The organism is Bacillus sp. FSL K6-0993 (assembly GCF_037977205.1).
Classification (GTDB): Bacteria; Bacillota; Bacilli; order Bacillales; family Bacillaceae; genus Bacillus; species Bacillus subtilis.
Genome location: NZ_CP150275.1, coordinates 2,866,567 through 2,884,454 on the forward strand (window position 1 = coordinate 2,866,567; position 17,888 = coordinate 2,884,454).

The window sequence follows — 17,888 nt, forward strand, 5'->3', positions numbered from 1 at the left end:
CCTTAACGTTTTGCAGCTAAAACTGCATCGCTCAGCAGCTGATAAGACAGCTGTTTTTCTACAGCATTTTTGATCGGTGTAAAAATAACAAAATCATTGATTTTGTATGTGCCTGATAAACGTGTTAATTCTTCTGCCACTTCTTCCTTTGTTCCGGCAATAATCCCGGTTTTTTGCACGATGATGTCATAGGGCTCTGTGACGTTTTCCAGATAGGCCTCAGCCTGTTCGCGGGAACCGACGTTGACCTTACGCCCGTCTTTCAAAACCACTTTTATCGATTCACGCGACACAATATGTTTTTCCGCTTCTTCTTTTGTATGTGCCGCAAAAACAGCGGGGGCAAGATGAAATTCAGCCTCAGATCCTGGCGGGAGATGCGCGTCAAATGCTCGGCGGGCTTCCTTCAGCACTTCCTCTTCACCGTTAATAAAGTAAGCAAAGACAAAAGAGATTCCCAGTTTTGCAGCCGAAATGGCACTCTCTGCGCTTCCTCCCAATAGAAAAATACCCGGCTTCCGATCAACCTGCGGCCTAGGACGCAATGCGGCATAGCGGTGGGTATCAGGAAAATCGTCCCGAACGAAATGAGTAAGCTCCTCCAGTTTTTCATCAAACTGACGCACCGGTTTTTCATATTCGGCCTGCAGCGCGTCTGTGGACAGCTGAAACCCGCCGGGCGCTTTGCCCACTCCAAGATCTATACGGCCGGGAGCTAACGCTGATAGAAGATGGAATTGCTCCGCTACTTTATAAGAGCTGTAATGCTGCAGCATCACTCCGCCTGATGCTAAACGAATTTTTCTTGTGCTTGCAGCAAGATAGCCTAAAAGAACCTCGGGTGCAGACCCTGCAATCTCATCATTATTGTGATGTTCGGCCACCCAAAATCGGTGATATCCACACTCTTCAGCCATTTGTGCCAATTTCACTGTATGCTGTAATGTATCAGCTGCTGTCTCCCCTTCACCAATCAAGCTTTGGTCTAAAATACTTAAGCGGATCATATCACCGGCTCCTTTATGTGTTCTTTTGGTTCAAATAAATATTCCGGCGAAACACGGCGGAGAAACTGCCTCGTTCTGTCTTTTTTGGTATGGCGGAAGACTTCCTCCGGGGTTCCTTGTTCAACAATGACTCCTTCATCCATAAAAACAACTTGATCAGAGACCCTTCTTGCAAACTCCATTTCATGTGTAACAACAATCATGGTGGCTCCGGTTTTCACGATTTCCAGCATTACCTCAAGCACTTCACCGACCAGCTCCGGGTCAAGCGCTGCCGTCGGCTCATCGAACAGCAGAACATCAGGATGAATGGCAAGCGCCCTTGCTATCCCAACCCTCTGCTTTTGTCCTCCCGATAACTGACTCGGATAAGCGTTCAATTTATCTTGAAGCCCCACCTTTCTCAGTTCATTTTCCGCTACGGCATACGCGTCTTGTTTTCTCATTTTCCGGGCAATCGTCAAGCCCTCCATGACATTTTCAATTACCGTTTTGTGAGCAAACAGGTGGTATTGCTGAAATACCATTGCCGTCTGTTTTCTGAGCCAGTGAACCTCTTTTTTGGACGGAAAACTGCAATTAATCACTTTGTCATGTATAGAAATGATCCCTTCGTCTGGACGTTCTAATAAATTCAGGCACCGTAAAAAGGTGGTTTTCCCTGATCCGCTCGGCCCGATAATCGTCACAACTTCTCCCTTGCGTACCGTGAGATTTATCCCTTTTAATACATGGTGGATGCCAAACTGTTTATGGATATTTTTAATCTCAATCATAAAGTGCCTCCTTGAAATCTGGCTGCCTTTCTCTCTAATACTCCATTTACGGATTCTAGGATTAGAGTCAGCACCCAATAGATAATCGCTGCTCCGATAAACGCTTCTAAAAATGCATAATTATCAGAAGCAACGATAGTCGCCGTCCCTGTAATCTCTGGGACAGCCACTATAGCCGCGATAGAGGTGGTATGCAAAAAGCCGATACCCAAATTTGTGAAGTTTGGGATGGAAACCATCAGCGCCTGCGGCAATATTACACGCCGAAAGGTTTGGCTGTGTGTCAAGCCGATTGAATAAGCCGCTTCGACCTGTCCGGTATCCATCGCCAGAATGCCTGACCGGATGATTTCTGTGAGATAAGCTCCGGCAGTTAAAGACAAGGCCATGATGACAAACATGGAGACCGGTATCTCATTGGCGGACCAGCCGAGATGAAAAAAACTGCTGACTTGATCTGCAACAGGAGGTATCCCTAAATAAATCAACATAATGTGAAGAATTGCAGGTGTACTTCGAAAGAAAGACACATAAAACCTTGAGCAAGCCACCAAGCCCTTAATTCTAAAAATTCTAATAATTATATTTCCAAGAGCCACGAGAAATCCAAACACGATCGGCAAAACAGCCATCATCAATGTCAGAGGAATGGTCTTTACCATTTCTTTCATGGCGGAAACGATAAATGGAAAGTCAAATTGCAATCTTCTCCCCCCTCATCCGAAGAAATATATCAATGTATGTTCATGTCAAAAACAGTAACAATCCTTGTTTGATTCTTCTTGATTCGTTTTTCTGCCACTCGAAAGAACCATTCGAATAAAACTGCAACAGCATAATAAACAATCGATAGCGCAATGTAAACTTCAAGAGAATGGTTGCTTGAGGTAATCAGTGTTTGGCCCCTTCCGGACATATCCATAACACCTATTGAAAAAGCTAGAGATGTATCTTTTAAAGAACTGATCACCATGTTTCCCATATTCGGAAACGCCTGGACAAGTGCCTGGGGCAGAACGATTCGCCTGAAGGCCTGACTACCGCTTAAGCCAATACTGTACGCCGCTTCCGTTTGGCCTTTATCTACACTGCCCACCCCCGCTCGAATGATTTCTGCGGCTGCCGCTGCATTGCTTAACGCGTAGGTTGCGACAGCAGCATATAACGGGTCCATTTTTGATGTATCAATCCCGATAAGCCCCGTAAGCGCCGGGATTCCGTAAAACACGATGAAAAGCTGCACCATGATAGGCGTTCCCCTGAAAAATGAGATATACACTTTTGCCAATTGATTTACAATTGGAATATTGTAGATGCGGGGCAGTGCCAGAAAGAGTCCTAATACAAAACCGAAAAGCAAGGACAGTGTTAAAATGTATAATGTAACCGGTAAATAACCGGTTAACGTCGGCACAAAATCTCCAATCATGTTCATATCAAACGCTTTTTCCATCACTGCTCCCTCTCTTTTTACCTAATACTGCTCTTTGGAATAGTCGTCACCAAGCCATTTCAAACTGAGCCTTTTCAGCGTTCCGTCATCAATGATTTCCTGTAAGGCTTTATCAATATCGTCACTTAACGTTTGTTCATTTTTGTTAAACATAAAATACACTTTGGCATTTGAAAGCACATTACCGACGGTTTTTTCTTTAATAGCGCTCGTCTTGTTTTGAAAGTCTACTGCAAAAGGCGTTGAGATCGTTGCGTCCGCACGCCCCGATTTCAGCTGATTCGCAGTCTCATTTGCGCCTTGGCCCTCATAGGCAATCTCAAACGGCCGTCCATTATCCTCATTCCATTTTTTCAGTACAAGCGCTCCGTTGGAGGTTGCACTCGTAATCACCCGTTTTCCTTTTAAGTCTTCAATTCCACGGATCGTATCGTTATTTTGAAGCACAGTAATTTTTAAAGGAAAATGGTTGTAAGCAACCTTGTTAAACAGAAATTTTTTCTCACGCTCTTTGCTTTTCTCCATTTGATGTGCCACAATATCGACTTTATGCTGTCCGAGGCTGACAAGCAGGTTGGAAAATTCCATCGTTTTAAATGTGAATTTATAATGTGGCAGGCGCTTATCAAGCTCTTTGATCAGTTCGACATCATAACCGGTTAAATCGCCTTTTTCATCGATAAAGCAAATATTCGGAAATTGGGTTCCAGTTCCGACCGTGATCGTCTGTACCTTCTTTTGCCCGGCTCCCGTCGTTTGACTGCCTGCACCGCAAGCTGACAGAACTGTTATAAGCGAAAATAATATTGCCATGAATGCTGCTTTCGTTTTCATCTCATCGCCCCATTTATTTTTCAAAACTTGATTTTGAATAATCTGCCCCGAGCCATTTTCGGCTTAGTTTTTTTAGCGTTCCGTTTTTCTCCAGCTTTTTAATCGCTTGATCTGTGTCATCCGCCAAGGTTTGGCTGCCTTTATTAAACATAAAGTACACCTCGGTATCTAATAACACGTCACCGACTGTCTTTTGGCGGAAGGCGTGCGTTTTATTCTGAAAATCGACGGCAAACGGTGTAGCTATCGTTGCATCTGCGCGCCCGGTTTCAATTTGATTGGCGGTGTCATTGCTTCCCTGTCCCGCATATTTCAAATGAATTAGGCTGCCGTGCGTTTTGTTGTACTTTGTAATATAATCTGCCGCATTTGACGTGGCGCCAACTATGACTGTTTTTCCGTGTAAGTCTTTTAATGTATGAATCTTGTGATTATCCTCTTTCACCGTGATGTACATCGGCGAGTAGTTATATGGGACTTTATGATACAAAAAACGCTTTTCTCGTTCTTTATTTTTGGCCATATTGTGCGCAATCACATCAATTTTTTTATTTCCGAGACTCGTCAGCAAATTTGAGAAATCCATCGTTTTAAATTCAAATGTATATTGAGGCAACTCCTTATCGATGGCTTTCATCACTTCAATGTCATACCCGGTCAAATCGCCTTTTTCATTTAAAAACGCAATATTCGGAAAATCTGTTCCAGTGCCGACTATGACCGTTTGAGCTTGAGGATCTGTTTTGTTATTTGTTTGCGAACATCCCCCGCCAAGTAATGCAAACACTGACAGCAGCAAAACCAATCCTTTACGCTTATTCATAGGCTGCCTCACATCATGCCCAGCTGGGCGCACCTAAAAGCGTTGGGTTAAATCGTTCCGGAATCAGAATCTTGTGCATCATCACACCTATGTCCCCGTCCTTTTCCTGCTCAAAATACACTTCATACCCTCTCCTTCTGTACATGTCAGCAAGCCAAGGATGCTTGCGCGCCGATGTGCCGAGTGTCAGCGCAGGAGCCTTCAGCATATCCCGAAGCACTTTTTCTTCAACATACGTAAGCAGCTTACTTCCGGCGCCTTGCCCTTTATATTCCGGCAGTGTCGCAAACCACCATACAAACGGATATTTTGAAGGAGGCGTCTCACTCTCCCACGGGAACCTGATTGTAATCGTTGAAATCAGCTTCCCATCCCGCTCCAGCACAATCGCTGAATGATGTTCAATATTTTCTGATACCATTTGGATATCAGCTCTCGTGGATGGCCAATCAATATCCAGCTGCCGAATGGGCTGAAATGCGCTGTTAACCAGTTTCAACAGCTCCGGTGCATCTTCAACAGTTGCCAGTCGAAAAATATCCTCACTCATTTTTGTCACTCCTCTTCTCAAAATATATAATTCCTATTTGTTTACTAAGCTTTTATTGTTTATACTATAAAGCATACTCTGATCTTTGACTAATCAAAAAAAGTAAACCTTCACTTCAGTATTTTTAATGATGAAAAACAGGAGGGAGCACATTGGAGTTACGCTCAATCAAAACGTTTCATACGATTGTAAAATTTGGAAGCTTCTATAAAGCTGCAGAAATACTCAACTACTCGCAGCCGACGATATCGATGCGTATGAAGCAATTGGAGCAGGATTTAGGCGTACTGCTGTTTGAAAGAGGAAAAAGCCTGCAGTTGACAAAAGCAGGGAAACTTTTTTATGAACGAACAGGAGATCTTTTGATGCAATACGAGGCGCTTAAACACAACCTCTCCGACTTAAAGGAAGAAGAGGCAGGCATTATCAACATAGGGGTTTCAGAGCCAACCGCCAGTCTGATATTCCCCGAGATTTTAAAGGATTTCTTAAAGGATTACCCAAAGATAACAGTTAATATCAAGGTTGATGACGCCAATACCTGCAGTCAAAAGCTCTTAGACGGGACGATTGATTTTGCAGTCTGCGGCGAGCCGGAGCTGATTCTTGAAAATTACTACCATCCATTTTTTTATGACACATTAAATGTGATTGTATCTGATCAACATCCGCTCGCTGAGAAGAAGGCTGTCCATTTGTCTGATTTAGCAGAAGAGCGCTTCATATTTACGCCCGCCAATTGCCCCATTCGCTTACAAATTGAACAGCACTTACATAGAGAACTCGGGAATCGCTACAAAAAAATGGAGCTCACAAGCAGCATGTCACATGAATATTACGTACGTGAAAACATCGGAATTTCAATCTTTACCGGCACCGCACATTCTAAACCGTTCAACGGCACTAAAGTTATTCCAATTCTGAACCTGGATATCACCCCGCCCATAGGGCTGTTGACAAATCAAAAAGAAGTTCATTTTGACCGCGCCACGAAGGACTTGATCGCCCGGATAACCAAACGTTTTCAGCAGCACAGCAAAGAATTGGAAGGAACCTCTGATAAGACCATTACAGGATAACTGAAAAAATAAAAACCACCTCCTGATTCATCAGGAGATGGTTTCACGGTTTAAAGCTCGATCGTCTCACCGACCGACATGACTTTGCCGACTCCGCCCGGCAGGCTGTCAGCGAATGCTTCTGGGTCTTGTTCGATGACCGGGAATGTATTGTAATGCACCGGCACGACCTGTTTTGCGCGCAGCCATTCTGCGGCAAGCTTGGCGTCTTCAGGCCCCATCGTAAAGTTATCGCCAATCGGCAGGAAAGCAAGGTCGATATGATTCAATTCGCCAATGAGTTTCATATCAGAGAAAAGAGCCGTATCGCCCGCGTGGAAAATCGTTTTATCTTCTACAGTCAGCAAAATACCGGCAGGCATGCCTGTGTAAGTGATTGTTTTGTTTTCTTCATCTGTGATGGCTGATCCATGAAAGGCCTGTGTGAGCTTCACTTTTCCAAAATCGAACTGGCGGGAGCCGCCAATATGCATTGGATGAACATTCAAGCCTTTCCAGCCTAAGTACACAGCGAGCTCGTTCGGGGCTATAACTAACGCGTTATTTTGCTTGGCGATTTGTTCAGTATCACCGACATGGTCATTGTGGCCGTGCGTTAGTAAGATGACATCCGCTTTTACATCCTCCGGCTTTATATCCGTTAATGAATTCCCTGTTAAAAACGGATCAAAAATAATATGATGGTCCTTCGTTTCCACTGTAATTACAGAATGTCCGTGATATGTCACTTTCATTTCTTTCACCTCGTCACATGATTTTGATTTTTTTATTTTCCCTTTTTAAAAAGCTGAAAAACTTATGTTGTTTGATTCTTGTTAATGACATTGAGGCCTCCGGTGGCTTCAATGACAGTCCCTGTCACAAGGTCTGAGTTCTCCTCACACAAGAAAGCGATAATCCGGGCGATATCCTCGCCTGTACCGGATCTTCCTATCGGCGTTTTTTCTTTGCCGATTCGCATTCTGGCTTCCTCTATCGATGCTTCTTTCATGTCGCCGACAATGTCTCCCGGGCAAACCATGTTGGCGGTTATGCCGAATTCGGCTTCTTCAATGGCAATTGTCTTCGTCAAAGAAGCCAAGCCCACTTTCGCAGCGCCAAATGCCGATCGGTGAAGCCAGCCGGGCGCGTGAGCCGCACCTTGGAATCCGTACGTAATGATGCGTCCAAATTGCTGTTTTCTCATAATAGGAATAACCGCTTTGAATAAATGAAAGACGGCGCTTAAATTTCCTTCCAGCATGCCATACCATTCATCATCAGTATAATCGGCTAACTTTTTACGTTCAAATATGTATGGTCCCGCGTTGTTAATCAAAAAGTCGATCCTTCCGAAGCGGTTTAAGGCAGCCTCTGCAATACGCAGCAGATCTTCTTTTTTGGTGACATCACCTTTTACAAATTGCAGCCGGTCAAGACAATCGGGACAGGCTTCCTTCAGGCGGCTGACTGCCTCCTCATCCTGTCTGTAATTGACTGTTACTGAATACCCCTTTGCAAGCAACGTTTCAGTCACTTTGCGGCCTAAACCCTTCGAACCGGCAGTAATTAAAGCATGTCGCACATGAATACCTCCCAAAGCAACGTCGCCGCTTTCAATAAAGTGTTTCTTCTTCTACTTTACTATAAAAGGCTTGCAATATCACTTTTTACACTTCGGCATACAAAAAAAGCTGCCTGTACAGACAGCTTATTCTGCAGGAGATGAAGACTCCTGATCAGGCATATCGACATAACCGCTTTGATATGCTTCTGAAATGAGCCTTGTTGTCTCCTGGCTTTCTTGTTCATCATAAATATAGCGTTCCGGTTCTTTTTTCATCATTCTGCCTCCCATCATTATAGAGGTAGGTTGGCTATAATGACGGGATTTTATGAAGGAAATTTTAACAAACTCCAGCTGCCACGCAAGCTTTCGCTTTTTCAAGCGCCTGCTTTACCTGTTTGAATCCGGTGCCCCCGGCGCTCATTCTTTTTTCAACTGCGTAGTAAGGGTCTAACACAGTGTAAATATCTTCTTCGAATAGTGTGCTCGCCTGCTGAAACTCGCCAAACGGCATATCGCTTAAATAGATCCCTCTTTCGATGCATGTGTACACAAGTTTCCCGACCACTTCATGCGCTTCTCTGAACGGCATTCCTTTTTTAGCTAAATAATCGGCCAGTTCCGTCGCATTTGAAAAGTCTTGTTTTGTCGCTTGCTTCATGACGTCTTTGTTTACAGTCATTGTTTGGATCATGCCTGTGAAGATTTGCAGGCTGCCCTCCACCGTTTTCACCGTGTCAAACATGCCCTCTTTGTCTTCCTGCAGATCTTTGTTGTAAGCGAGCGGAAGTCCTTTCATGATCGTAAACAGACCCATCATATCGCCGTATACGCGCCCTGTTTTGCCGCGGATCAGCTCCGCCATATCAGGGTTTTTCTTTTGCGGCATCATGCTGCTTCCTGTTGCGTACGTATCGTCAAGCTCGATGAATTTAAACTCCTGCGAGCACCATAAAATGATTTCTTCAGAGAAACGGGAGAGGTGCATCATCAGCATACTGCTGTTGCTTAAAAACTCCAAAATGAAGTCTCTGTCGCTGACGCCGTCCAAGCTGTTTTCATAAATGGCATCAAAGCCGAGCAGTTCTGCTGAATAATCACGGTCAATTGGGAAGGTTGTTCCCGCGAGCGCGCCGCAGCCGAGCGGAGATTTGTTAATCCGCTTCATCGAATCCTGAAAACGCTCCTTGTCGCGCTCAAGCATCCAGAAATACGCAAGCAGATGGTGAGCGAATGAAATCGGCTGGGCGCGCTGCAGATGTGTGTAGCCCGGCAGAATCGTTTCAACGTTCGCTTCCGCCTTTTCAATCAGCGCACTTTGGAATGCCTCAATCAGCTCGATGATGTGGCCGACATGATTCTTCAAGTATAAATGCATGTCAGTCGCCACCTGGTCATTCCGGCTTCTGCCGGTATGCAGCTTGCCGCCAAGAGGACCGATTTCGTCAATGAGCATTTTCTCAATGTTCAAATGAATATCCTCATAATCGACTGAGAATTCCAATGCTCCCTCCTCTGCTTTTTGCAAAAGGGTATTCAGGCCCTCTCGGATTTTCAGCTCTTCTTCAGCTGTCAGAATACCGCATTTTTTCAGCATGGCAGCATGTGCGAGAGACCCTGTAATGTCTTCAGCAACTAAATTTTGGTCAAATGATATGGACGCGCCGAACTCGTCGACCCATTTTTCCGGTGTTTTTTGAAATCGGCCTCCCCAAAGCTTCTTCATGCTTTAATCTGCTCCTTCTTTTTCACGATGCTATTCACTTTTGTCGGAAGTCCCCAAAGCTCGATAAATCCGATTGCTGCATGGTGATCAAATGCATCGTCTTTTGTATATGTTGCAAGTTTTTCATCATATAGAGAGTATTCCGATTTACGTCCTTCTACAATTGCATGGCCTTTAAACAGCTTCACGCGGACAATGCCTGTGACATGCTTTTGCGTTTCTTTTAAGAAAGCGTGCAGCGCATCTTTTAACGGCGAGAACCATAAGCCGTTGTAAATGATCTCTGACATTTTTTGCTCGATGATCGGTTTAAAGTGGGCTACCTCTTTCACCAGTGTCAAATCTTCTAATTCTTTATGCGCTTTGATCAGTGTCATCGCACCAGGGCATTCGTATACTTCCCGGGATTTAATGCCGACGAGGCGGTTTTCCACGTGGTCGATACGTCCGACACCGTGCGCCCCCGCCATTTCATTCAGCTTCAAGATCAGCTCAGAAAGCGAGTAGGAAACACCATCAATGGAGACAGGCACGCCTTGTTCAAATGCAATTTCAATCACTTCCGGCGTGTCCGGCGTTTTTTCCAGCGGAGCTGTTAAATCGTATGCACCTTCTGGCGGCGCCGCCCATGGATCTTCTAAAATGCCGCACTCATTGGCGCGTCCCCAGAGGTTTTGGTCGATAGAATACGGGCTGTCAAGATTGATCGGAATCGGAATGCCGCGGCTAGCCGCATATTCAATTTCTTCTTCCCGTGACCACTGCCATTCGCGAACCGGCGCGATGACTTCTAGGTCAGGGTTTAATGATTTAATAGAGACTTCGAAACGAACCTGGTCATTTCCTTTCCCTGTGCATCCGTGGGCAATCGCCTGTGCATCTTCTTTTTCCGCAATTTCAACCAGTTTTTTCGCGATCAGCGGTCGAGATAATGCCGAAACAAGCGGGTATTTTCCTTCATACATCGTGTGGGCCTGCAAAGAGATAAGCGCGTAATCCTGTGCAAATTCTTCTTTTGCATCGATCACGTAGGAGTTTGTCGCGCCGACTTCAAGCGCTTTCTGCTGAACAAATGCCAAATCTTTGCCCTCACCGACATCCAGGCAGCAGGCGATCACATTATATCCTTGCTCCTGAAGCCATTTTATTGCGACGGAAGTATCAAGACCTCCTGAGTATGCTAATACGACTTTTTTCTGTTCTGACATGATAATAATCCCCTCTCAACCGTGTTTCTATTTTGTATAAAAATAAATTATATTTAATAAAAATACATTTTGTATGTATACACTTTAACAAGTACGTTTCGTTTTTTCAAGCCTTTTATAAAAAAAACTTCACCTAAATTTCAGGTGAAGTTTCGTAGTATTTATTCATTTACTTGTCTTTTCTGATTTCTCTGACCACATGCGCAAGTTCGGGAATAATCAGCTTATTCATTGCCAGCTTTACCGCGCCGCTTGAGCCTGGCGTTGAGAAAACAGCGGTATGCTGAATGACGCCGGCAGTTGCTCTCGACATGATTGCGGCAGAGCCGATATCCTCTGTATAACTCAGCATCCTGAATATTTCTCCAAAGCCGGGCAGTTCTTTCGAAAACAGCGGCGTTATGGCTTCAATTGTGACATCCCGATCTGCTATGCCTGTCCCTCCGTTTAAGAGTACCGCGTCTGTCTGTTCATCCATGCAGCCCGCAAGCACTGACCGCTGCAAAGCATCCTTTTCGTCTTTTACAATTTCATATGCAGCAATGTGATGACCGGCTTCTTCTAAAAACGAGATCATCAGCTTGCCGCTTTTATCGGTTTCCTCTGTCCTCGTGTCACTGACAGTAATCACTTTGCACCGAACGATATCGGGAGCTTCTTGTTTATGCTCTTGAACGCTCATTGGCCCACCTCTTTTATGTTTTCTGTCTGTCACTATCATGCATCAACAAAAAAGCACATTCAAGAGAATGTGCTTTCATGCGATTTATTTTGCTAAACGAACAACGTCGCGCGCAATCATGACTTCTTCATCAGTTGGAATGATCATGACTTTTACCGGAGAATGCGGATAGCTGATGAAAGCTTCCTCGCCGCGCACGTTATTAAGCGCAGGATCCCAGTATACGCCCATGAATTCTAAACCGCGAAGAACGCGTTCTCTGACTTCCACACTGTTTTCACCGATACCGGCAGTAAAGATGATCGCATCGACACCGCTCATTCTTGCAGCGTAAGAACCGATGTATTTGTGGATTCTGCTTGCGAATACTTCAAGAGCTGTTTCCGCGCGCTCATTTCCTTCTTTCGTTGCTTCAACGATGTCACGAAGATCGCTTGAGAAACCGGAAATGCCGAGCAGTCCGCTTTTTTTGTTTAATGTATTCAGTACTTCGTCAGCCGTTTGGCCTGTTTTCTCCATGATGTATGGGATCAGGGCAGGGTCAATGTTTCCAGAGCGTGTACCCATTGCTACACCGGCAAGCGGCGTAAAGCCCATGGATGTGTCAATTGATTTTCCGCCTTCAACAGCCGCAATACTTGCTCCGTTTCCAAGGTGGCAGGAAATCAGGCGCAAGTCTTTTAACGGACGGCCGAGAAGCTCTGCCGCACGCTCAGTTACATATTTATGTGAAGTGCCGTGGAAGCCGTATTTACGGATGCCGAATTTTTCATAGTATTCATACGGCAAGCTGTACAGGTAAGACTGCTCAGGCATTGTTTGGTGGAATGCCGTATCAAATACAGCTACCGCAGGAACATTTGGAAGCACTTCTTTGAACGCTTTAATTCCAACGATATTTGCAGGATTGTGAAGCGGTGCCAATTCAGAAATATCTTCGATTTCCTTAATGGTTTCATCCGTTAATAAAACAGAATCGCTGAATTTTTCTCCGCCGTGAACGACACGATGGCCAATTCCGTCAATTTCATTCAAGTCTTTAATAATGCCGAATTCCGTTAACTTATTCAGCAGCATTTTAACAGCTACCGCATGATCCGGAATATCAGTTACTTCTGTATTTTTTTCGCCGTTCACAGAAATTGTGAATACGCTGTCGGCGATACCGATTCGTTCAACTAACCCCTTCGTTAAAACGGTTTCTGAAGGCATTTCGAAAAGCTGAAATTTCAAAGACGAGCTTCCTGCGTTAATTGCAATAATTTTGGACATGATTGACGCTCCTTTATACTCTGTATCAACAACTTCGTTTTTCGTACTTTTTTCCCGGTGAATATCAACATCTTCTCCGAAAAATATCTGACTTTTCCATTTAAACATTGTCATGTCGGCTTTTCAAGTCAACTTGCGTATTGATAACGCTTACAATAAGAAGTCGTTATTTTCAGACACATTCCCTATAGGTTTTGTATTGATGAACGCTTACAATTTGCGGTTTTTCCCTCTGTATTTTGTGTTTCAAAGCTGGATTCAATTCGTCAAGTCCGGTCTTCAAAAGCATAAATAAAAGCAGCTTAGGCATCGACCTCATACGGCTGCCTAAGCTGCTTTTAAAACATTTACTTTTCTTTTTTAAACCATTCATCAAATTGAGCCATCATATCAAGCATCGCCTTTTGATTGGAGAAAGACGGAAGATTCGCAAGCAGAATTTGCCCCGGCGCTTTCGTATTCTCTCCTTGTTTCTGAAGCACAAGGATGCTTTTGGCATGAGCTTCGTCTTTAAAAATTGATTTTGGCAGCTGCAACAGTGCGTTGATATGAACCTTATCTTTGAAAAACTGTTTCAGCTTGCCGCTTTGGGAGCTCTCAAACAAATGATTCGGAATCATAAAAAATAAGTAGCCGCCCGGTTTGGTATGCTTGACGCTCTGTTCAATAAACAGATGATGAGCGAAGGAATGGCCTTCGTCAGCTTTGAGCTCAAACGCTTCTGCTCCTTCGTCATTCGGATAATAGCCGACTGGCAGATCACAAATGACCGTGTCAACTGGATCGATAAACAACGGCTCAAGGCTGTCCTGGTGGAAAAGCTCAAGCTCTTTTTTCAGAAGGTTCGCTTGGGCATAGGCGATCTTCAAGAGCACATCATCAATTTCAATGCCAAAGCTATTTGCCGTTTTTTCAGACAGCTGGTTCAGCACGGTAAACAGAAGGTTCCCAGTTCCCAAGGCTGGATCAAGAATGGTCAGTTCCTTTTTGTCCGCCATAAACTTATTCACCAAATAGCTGATGAAAAGCCCGATCGTATCCGGCGTCATTTGTCTGTTTGGATGGGAGATATCTTTCATTCCTTTAAGGACGGCAAGCTGAAAAGCCTTGCGTACCCACTCATGCTCATACGTGCCGAATTCCGCTTTTTCAAGCAGAGCCTGAAGTTGTTTGGTTTTCTGATCAGCAGGCAGTTTCAGCTGATCCGTTTTTTCAAGAAAATACATTTCTCCTGCTTCGGCCAGCGCCTCTATATATGAAATCTGCAATTCATTCTTTATAATAATCGCGGCTTCGTTTAACAGCTCATACACCGCACCTACATGGTCTTTTTGCATATTGTGTTCCTCCTTGCCATGAAAAAAGCTCCGGCGGCAGCCTGGAGCTTTTTTCCCTGCTTACTTCACTAATGCCTTAGCAGCCTCAATTGGCTTTTCATAGTTCGGGTGGTTTGTTGCTTCGCTTACATATTCAGCGTAAACGACTTTTCCGTTCTCATCAAGGACAAATACGGAACGCGCAAGCAGACGAAGTTCTTTAATATACACACCGAACGCTTCGCCAAATGACATATCTCTGTGGTCAGACAGTGTTTCCACTTTGTCAATTCCGTTAGCGCCGCACCAGCGCGCTTGCGCGAATGGAAGGTCTGCACTGATTGTGTAGACGTTGACATCTCCAAGCTTTGCAGCTTCTTCGTTAAAACGGCGTGTTTGTGCATCACAAACACCTGTATCAATTGAAGGGATAACAGAAATAATCGTTACCTTTCCTTTCATGTCAGCTAACGATTTTTCTTCAAGGCTGTTAGTCAGCACTGTGAAATCAGGAGCTTGATCTCCTACCTTCACTTCTTGTCCGACAAGTGTAACCGGACCGCCTTTGAATGTAATTTCAGCCATTATAATTCCTCCCTTTTGTATGTATGTCTCTATCATAGTAAAGTTTCCTGCAAACTGCAAAGTTTATGCCAAAAAAAAGTTAACTGCGGCCAGCGCAGTTAACCTTTTTTAATAATTCATATTGTTCATTTGGTTTTGATTTTGGCCCTGGCCTTGGTTTTTGTTATTTTTCTTGAACATTTGCTGGATGCGTTCGAGTGTTTGAGGGGCTGCGTCTAAAATTTTCTCTATTAAATGGGTATTTTCATCTAAATGAAGCATTCTGATGCCTGTCGATCCGACAATTAAAAACGCGATCGGCGTAATGGACACACCGCCCCCGCTTCCGCCTCCGAAAGGAAGTTTCTGTTCTCTTGTCTCATCGTCTTCCGATTTCTTTTCGGCCGGCTTTCCGCCAAACTCGCTTCCGCCTGCGGCGAATCCGAATCCAACTTTAGAAACAGTTAAAATCACACTTCCATCAGGCGTTTCTACTGGATCTCCGATGATGGTGTTAACATCAATCATTTCCTTCAAGTTTTCCATTGCGGTTTTCATTAACCCTTGGATGGGATGGTCTGCCATATACGCTTCCTCCTTAAACTGATGAATCATTCTTTGAAGTCATTCTAGCCGACGGATTCTTCTTTAATACGGATAGCTCCCGTCCGTATTTGACGAATTTGAAAGCTGCAAGCATAGCATGTCCAAAGCGAAAAAAGAATATACACTGAAAATGGGTCTTGGAAACAGGGACTTGAAACGACGGGATTACTTCATAGACAGGTTTATTCACAAAGTCCAGGTGGTCGTAGAGCATTGCTGCGATACCGCCCTTCACACCCCAAACAGCACCTGTTAACACACCTGTCACTGCCGCGTCCTGAATTCCGATTACTGTAACCCATTCTAGTTTTGTGATATGTAAATGCGCGAGAAAAGACGCGCTGATTTTCCGTAGTCTGGTGACCTGATGCAAAAGCATTTCGATTTTATTAATGCTTTGCTGCACATCGTTTTGTGTAATTTTTTTCTTTCCGCTGCTTTTTTTCATTTTAGATTCAGTTTTTTGTTTGATATCCACTGTTCCGTCTTCTTTGTTCACCTTAATCGCCGGGATTGTTTTTTTGATCCTTATAAGGCCAAACAGCGCCGTAATCTTCAAAGTCAATTTGTCATTATCAGCGGCATGAAGATACTCCAGCGCGACATGGATTTTCATTCTGAGAAGCAGTACGATCCCTATGAGAATAAGAATGGCTGTCAGTACATACACCATATTCTTCACTTCCTCTAGGAGCATTATCGCCAATTCCTAAAAAAATAAACCCGGACAGAGGTCCGGGTTATCGGTTATTTGCGGTATAATTTTTCATGCACCACGGTGGTATCCGCGATGTAATCATGGATCCCCTGTTTTGTAGGTGAAAAAGCAACAACGATATATAAAATCCAAATCTTATCAATATACCGTCCAACCACTTCACGAAAAATCACTGTACTCCATGTCAGCTTGCTATCTTGCTTCACAGAAACCACTTTGAGGCCGAACACCATTTTACCAAGCGTCTGCCTGAAGTATTTAGTCATTAGTGCGAAGTAGGCAAGATACACAATAAGCGTTGTCACACTGTAAGCCGAGAAGGTAAACATGCCGGATGTTTTCGGCAGATCCAATACGGTAAAGAGGGGAGAAACGAGCAAATGGTTTAATCCCCATATCACGAGCCAATCAAGCAGGAAAGCCCAGAAACGAACCCAAAAGCCAGCATAGGCATGTGTCAGCTGCTCCGCTTCTTGCGGGCCTTTGATGTCATTGCGCTCTAACTCTTCATATGTCGCGTCCATTATTTGTTCCCTCCTACTTCGCATAGAGATACATCATTCTCGGCGAACCGGATTGCGATAGAATTTCTCTCATATTCAAAAAATCAATTTCACTTTTAAACATTTTGTTCGCGCCCATGGAAAACAGTGAGCCTAATCCGAAGCTTTCCTCATAAGAAATGACAGAGGCGTTTTTCAAATCCTTGTGATCCTTTTTCATCGCCGTAATGGTATCGTCATAAAAACCAAGCTCATCAACGAGGTTCAGTTTTTTTGCCTGCCGTCCGTCATACACGCGGCCGTCCGCAATTTTCTTTACCTCTGCTTTCGGCATGCTGCGCCCTTTTGAAATGACATCAACAAAGCCTTCATACGAATTATCAACCATCGATTGCATGATGTTTTTTTCTTCTTTCGTCATCTCACGGGAAGGAGACATAATGTCCTTATGAGCCCCGCTCTTAATCGTTTCAAAAGAAATGCCAAGCTTATCGGCAAGCTTTGAATAATTGACGCTTTCCATAATGACGCCGAGTGACCCGGTCAGGGTTTCCGGTGTCGCAAAAATCTTATCAGCCGCTGTTGAGATGTAATAGCCTCCTGATGCTGCCATCGAACCCATTGACACGTAAATCGGTTTTTTAGTTTCTTTCTTGATTTCTTCCAGTTTCTTATGTATTTCAGCACTTTCATACACTCCGCCACCCGGAGAATTCACCTTCAGAACGATACCTTTGACCGTCTTGTCATCTTTTGCGCGCTCAAGGTTTTTTAAGAACGTTCTGTGGTTATATCCGTCTGCACCAAGCAGACTGCTTGAGTCCCCATTATCCTGAATGGTGCCGCTGACCTCTAATACGGCAATTTTACTTGAGAGACTGCCGTTTTCCAGCGTCTTTTCCTGCGATTCATCTGTCAGTGATGTGAGATCCGTTTGAGCGCCTTTGACGCTTTCAAAGAAACTCATAGAGATGCTGACGATAATAGACACGCCGAAAATCCCCAGAGCAATCACTAATGCAATCCATCTTTTTGCATTCATTTTTTCTCCTCCTTTTTCCTAAACTCTCTCATTATACGATTTAATATGAAAAATGTTTCACTTCATGAGAAAGCTCCGGCTTAACGGGCTGCCGGCAAACGTGGTACACTTATGGCCAAAGGTATTTTATCACAAATACTGGATGGCAGAAAAACTTAAATATGACAGCAAAGGGGAAATGGG

The 17,888-nt window shown here is 44.2% G+C and carries 22 protein-coding genes; 1 reads left to right on the plus strand and 21 read right to left on the minus strand.

The annotated features are described in order from the left end of the window. Window positions 1-2 precede the first annotated feature (2 nt). The 7 genes from MHH79_RS14945 to snaA are packed head-to-tail and all read right to left on the minus strand — an operon-like array spanning window position 3 to window position 5,443. Complete coding sequence (locus tag MHH79_RS14945) at window positions 3-1,007, minus strand: LLM class flavin-dependent oxidoreductase (protein ID WP_326210232.1); 1,005 nt, start codon at window positions 1,005-1,007, stop codon at window positions 3-5. Continuing rightward, window positions 1,004-1,783 carry a sulfur-containing amino-acid ABC transporter ATP-binding protein TcyN gene (tcyN, locus tag MHH79_RS14950; RefSeq protein ID WP_003229383.1) on the minus strand — a complete coding sequence of 260 codons (780 nt, stop codon included), beginning with the start codon at window positions 1,781-1,783 and terminating at the stop codon, window positions 1,004-1,006. Before tcyN ends, MHH79_RS14945 begins: the two co-directional genes overlap by 4 nt. Then, window positions 1,780-2,487, minus strand: coding sequence for a sulfur-containing amino acid ABC transporter permease TcyM (tcyM, locus tag MHH79_RS14955; protein WP_123372916.1), 708 nt, complete (start codon window positions 2,485-2,487; stop codon window positions 1,780-1,782). The genes tcyN and tcyM overlap by 4 nt, the downstream gene beginning before the upstream one ends. Window positions 2,488-2,516: 29 nt before the next feature. Then, window positions 2,517-3,236, minus strand: coding sequence for a sulfur-containing amino acid ABC transporter permease TcyL (gene tcyL / locus MHH79_RS14960; RefSeq protein WP_340034693.1), 720 nt, complete (start codon window positions 3,234-3,236; stop codon window positions 2,517-2,519). Window positions 3,237-3,257: 21 nt separating this feature from the next. Beyond that, window positions 3,258-4,070 carry a sulfur-containing amino acid ABC transporter substrate-binding protein TcyK gene (gene tcyK, locus MHH79_RS14965; protein WP_119899684.1) on the minus strand — a complete coding sequence of 271 codons (813 nt, stop codon included), beginning with the start codon at window positions 4,068-4,070 and terminating at the stop codon, window positions 3,258-3,260. A 13-nt stretch (window positions 4,071-4,083) separates the two neighbouring features. After that, window positions 4,084-4,893 (minus strand): sulfur-containing amino acid ABC transporter substrate-binding protein TcyJ, encoded by an 810-nt coding sequence (tcyJ, locus tag MHH79_RS14970; protein WP_123372914.1) that lies wholly within the window; start codon window positions 4,891-4,893, stop codon window positions 4,084-4,086. Between the two features lie 13 nt (window positions 4,894-4,906). Continuing rightward, the gene (gene snaA / locus MHH79_RS14975; protein ID WP_123372913.1) at window positions 4,907-5,443 is read right to left on the minus strand and encodes an N-acetyltransferase SnaA; all 537 of its coding nucleotides are present in this window, start codon (window positions 5,441-5,443) and stop codon (window positions 4,907-4,909) included. 152 nt (window positions 5,444-5,595) lie between these two features. Between snaA and ytlI the strand changes: the two genes are divergently transcribed. After that, window positions 5,596-6,522: a LysR family transcriptional regulator YtlI gene (ytlI, locus tag MHH79_RS14980; protein ID WP_340034694.1), complete on the plus strand. Its 927-nt coding sequence runs from the start codon at window positions 5,596-5,598 to the stop codon at window positions 6,520-6,522. Between the two features lie 50 nt (window positions 6,523-6,572). Here the strand turns inward: ytlI and MHH79_RS14985 are convergent, their stop codons facing one another. From MHH79_RS14985 to sppA, 14 genes are all read right to left on the minus strand, one after another. Next, a complete protein-coding gene (locus MHH79_RS14985; protein ID WP_003245964.1) occupies window positions 6,573-7,256 on the minus strand; it encodes a metal-dependent hydrolase in 684 nt (227 codons plus the stop codon). A 62-nt stretch (window positions 7,257-7,318) separates the two neighbouring features. Further along, window positions 7,319-8,086, minus strand: a complete 768-nt coding sequence (locus tag MHH79_RS14990) for an SDR family oxidoreductase (protein WP_004398521.1) — start codon at window positions 8,084-8,086, stop codon at window positions 7,319-7,321. A gap of 126 nt (window positions 8,087-8,212) precedes the next feature. Then, a complete protein-coding gene (locus MHH79_RS14995; protein ID WP_004399018.1) occupies window positions 8,213-8,347 on the minus strand; it encodes a hypothetical protein in 135 nt (44 codons plus the stop codon). A 61-nt stretch (window positions 8,348-8,408) separates the two neighbouring features. After that, window positions 8,409-9,794, minus strand: a complete 1,386-nt coding sequence (argH, locus tag MHH79_RS15000) for an argininosuccinate lyase (protein WP_017695740.1) — start codon at window positions 9,792-9,794, stop codon at window positions 8,409-8,411. Beyond that, window positions 9,791-11,002: an argininosuccinate synthase gene (locus tag MHH79_RS15005; protein ID WP_003229357.1), complete on the minus strand. Its 1,212-nt coding sequence runs from the start codon at window positions 11,000-11,002 to the stop codon at window positions 9,791-9,793. Before MHH79_RS15005 ends, argH begins: the two co-directional genes overlap by 4 nt. Before the next feature lie 169 nt (window positions 11,003-11,171). Further along, a complete protein-coding gene (locus tag MHH79_RS15010; RefSeq protein WP_003229354.1) occupies window positions 11,172-11,684 on the minus strand; it encodes a molybdenum cofactor biosynthesis protein B in 513 nt (170 codons plus the stop codon). A gap of 84 nt (window positions 11,685-11,768) precedes the next feature. Continuing rightward, a complete protein-coding gene (locus MHH79_RS15015) occupies window positions 11,769-12,956 on the minus strand; it encodes an acetate kinase (protein ID WP_003223511.1) in 1,188 nt (395 codons plus the stop codon). A gap of 172 nt (window positions 12,957-13,128) precedes the next feature. Beyond that, window positions 13,129-13,332 (minus strand): hypothetical protein, encoded by a 204-nt coding sequence (locus MHH79_RS15020; RefSeq protein WP_123372909.1) that lies wholly within the window; start codon window positions 13,330-13,332, stop codon window positions 13,129-13,131. Continuing rightward, window positions 13,304-14,293 (minus strand): class I SAM-dependent methyltransferase, encoded by a 990-nt coding sequence (locus tag MHH79_RS15025; RefSeq protein ID WP_216999927.1) that lies wholly within the window; start codon window positions 14,291-14,293, stop codon window positions 13,304-13,306. The genes MHH79_RS15020 and MHH79_RS15025 overlap by 29 nt, the downstream gene beginning before the upstream one ends. A 60-nt stretch (window positions 14,294-14,353) precedes the next feature. Then, window positions 14,354-14,857, minus strand: coding sequence for a thiol peroxidase (gene tpx, locus MHH79_RS15030; RefSeq protein WP_003223506.1), 504 nt, complete (start codon window positions 14,855-14,857; stop codon window positions 14,354-14,356). Between the two features lie 108 nt (window positions 14,858-14,965). Beyond that, complete coding sequence (ytfJ, locus tag MHH79_RS15035; protein WP_003223504.1) at window positions 14,966-15,421, minus strand: GerW family sporulation protein; 456 nt, start codon at window positions 15,419-15,421, stop codon at window positions 14,966-14,968. Window positions 15,422-15,434: 13 nt separating this feature from the next. Then, complete coding sequence (locus tag MHH79_RS15040) at window positions 15,435-16,115, minus strand: DUF2953 domain-containing protein (protein WP_015483561.1); 681 nt, start codon at window positions 16,113-16,115, stop codon at window positions 15,435-15,437. Window positions 16,116-16,189: 74 nt separating this feature from the next. Next, the gene (locus MHH79_RS15045) at window positions 16,190-16,684 is read right to left on the minus strand and encodes an RDD family protein (RefSeq protein ID WP_014477652.1); all 495 of its coding nucleotides are present in this window, start codon (window positions 16,682-16,684) and stop codon (window positions 16,190-16,192) included. Between the two features lie 13 nt (window positions 16,685-16,697). Beyond that, window positions 16,698-17,705, minus strand: coding sequence for a signal peptide peptidase SppA (gene sppA / locus MHH79_RS15050; RefSeq protein WP_021480310.1), 1,008 nt, complete (start codon window positions 17,703-17,705; stop codon window positions 16,698-16,700). Between the last annotated feature and the right edge of the window lie 183 nt (window positions 17,706-17,888).

Coding starts and splice junctions, on each gene's coding strand:
- MHH79_RS14945 (WP_326210232.1), bottom strand. CDS start 1,007: ATGATCCGCTTAAGTATTTTAGACCAAAGCTTGATTGGTGAAGGGGAG.
- tcyN (WP_003229383.1), bottom strand. CDS start 1,783: ATGATTGAGATTAAAAATATCCATAAACAGTTTGGCATCCACCATGTA.
- tcyL (WP_340034693.1), bottom strand. CDS start 3,236: ATGGAAAAAGCGTTTGATATGAACATGATTGGAGATTTTGTGCCGACG.
- tcyK (WP_119899684.1), bottom strand. CDS start 4,070: ATGAAAACGAAAGCAGCATTCATGGCAATATTATTTTCGCTTATAACA.
- tcyJ (WP_123372914.1), bottom strand. CDS start 4,893: ATGAATAAGCGTAAAGGATTGGTTTTGCTGCTGTCAGTGTTTGCATTA.
- snaA (WP_123372913.1), bottom strand. CDS start 5,443: ATGAGTGAGGATATTTTTCGACTGGCAACTGTTGAAGATGCACCGGAG.
- MHH79_RS14985 (WP_003245964.1), bottom strand. CDS start 7,256: ATGAAAGTGACATATCACGGACATTCTGTAATTACAGTGGAAACGAAG.
- MHH79_RS14995 (WP_004399018.1), bottom strand. CDS start 8,347: ATGATGAAAAAAGAACCGGAACGCTATATTTATGATGAACAAGAAAGC.
- argH (WP_017695740.1), bottom strand. CDS start 9,794: ATGAAGAAGCTTTGGGGAGGCCGATTTCAAAAAACACCGGAAAAATGG.
- MHH79_RS15005 (WP_003229357.1), bottom strand. CDS start 11,002: ATGTCAGAACAGAAAAAAGTCGTATTAGCATACTCAGGAGGTCTTGAT.
- MHH79_RS15010 (WP_003229354.1), bottom strand. CDS start 11,684: ATGAGCGTTCAAGAGCATAAACAAGAAGCTCCCGATATCGTTCGGTGC.
- MHH79_RS15015 (WP_003223511.1), bottom strand. CDS start 12,956: ATGTCCAAAATTATTGCAATTAACGCAGGAAGCTCGTCTTTGAAATTT.
- MHH79_RS15025 (WP_216999927.1), bottom strand. CDS start 14,293: ATGCAAAAAGACCATGTAGGTGCGGTGTATGAGCTGTTAAACGAAGCC.
- tpx (WP_003223506.1), bottom strand. CDS start 14,857: ATGGCTGAAATTACATTCAAAGGCGGTCCGGTTACACTTGTCGGACAA.
- ytfJ (WP_003223504.1), bottom strand. CDS start 15,421: ATGGCAGACCATCCCATCCAAGGGTTAATGAAAACCGCAATGGAAAAC.
- MHH79_RS15040 (WP_015483561.1), bottom strand. CDS start 16,115: ATGGTGTATGTACTGACAGCCATTCTTATTCTCATAGGGATCGTACTG.
- MHH79_RS15045 (WP_014477652.1), bottom strand. CDS start 16,684: ATGGACGCGACATATGAAGAGTTAGAGCGCAATGACATCAAAGGCCCG.
- sppA (WP_021480310.1), bottom strand. CDS start 17,705: ATGAATGCAAAAAGATGGATTGCATTAGTGATTGCTCTGGGGATTTTC.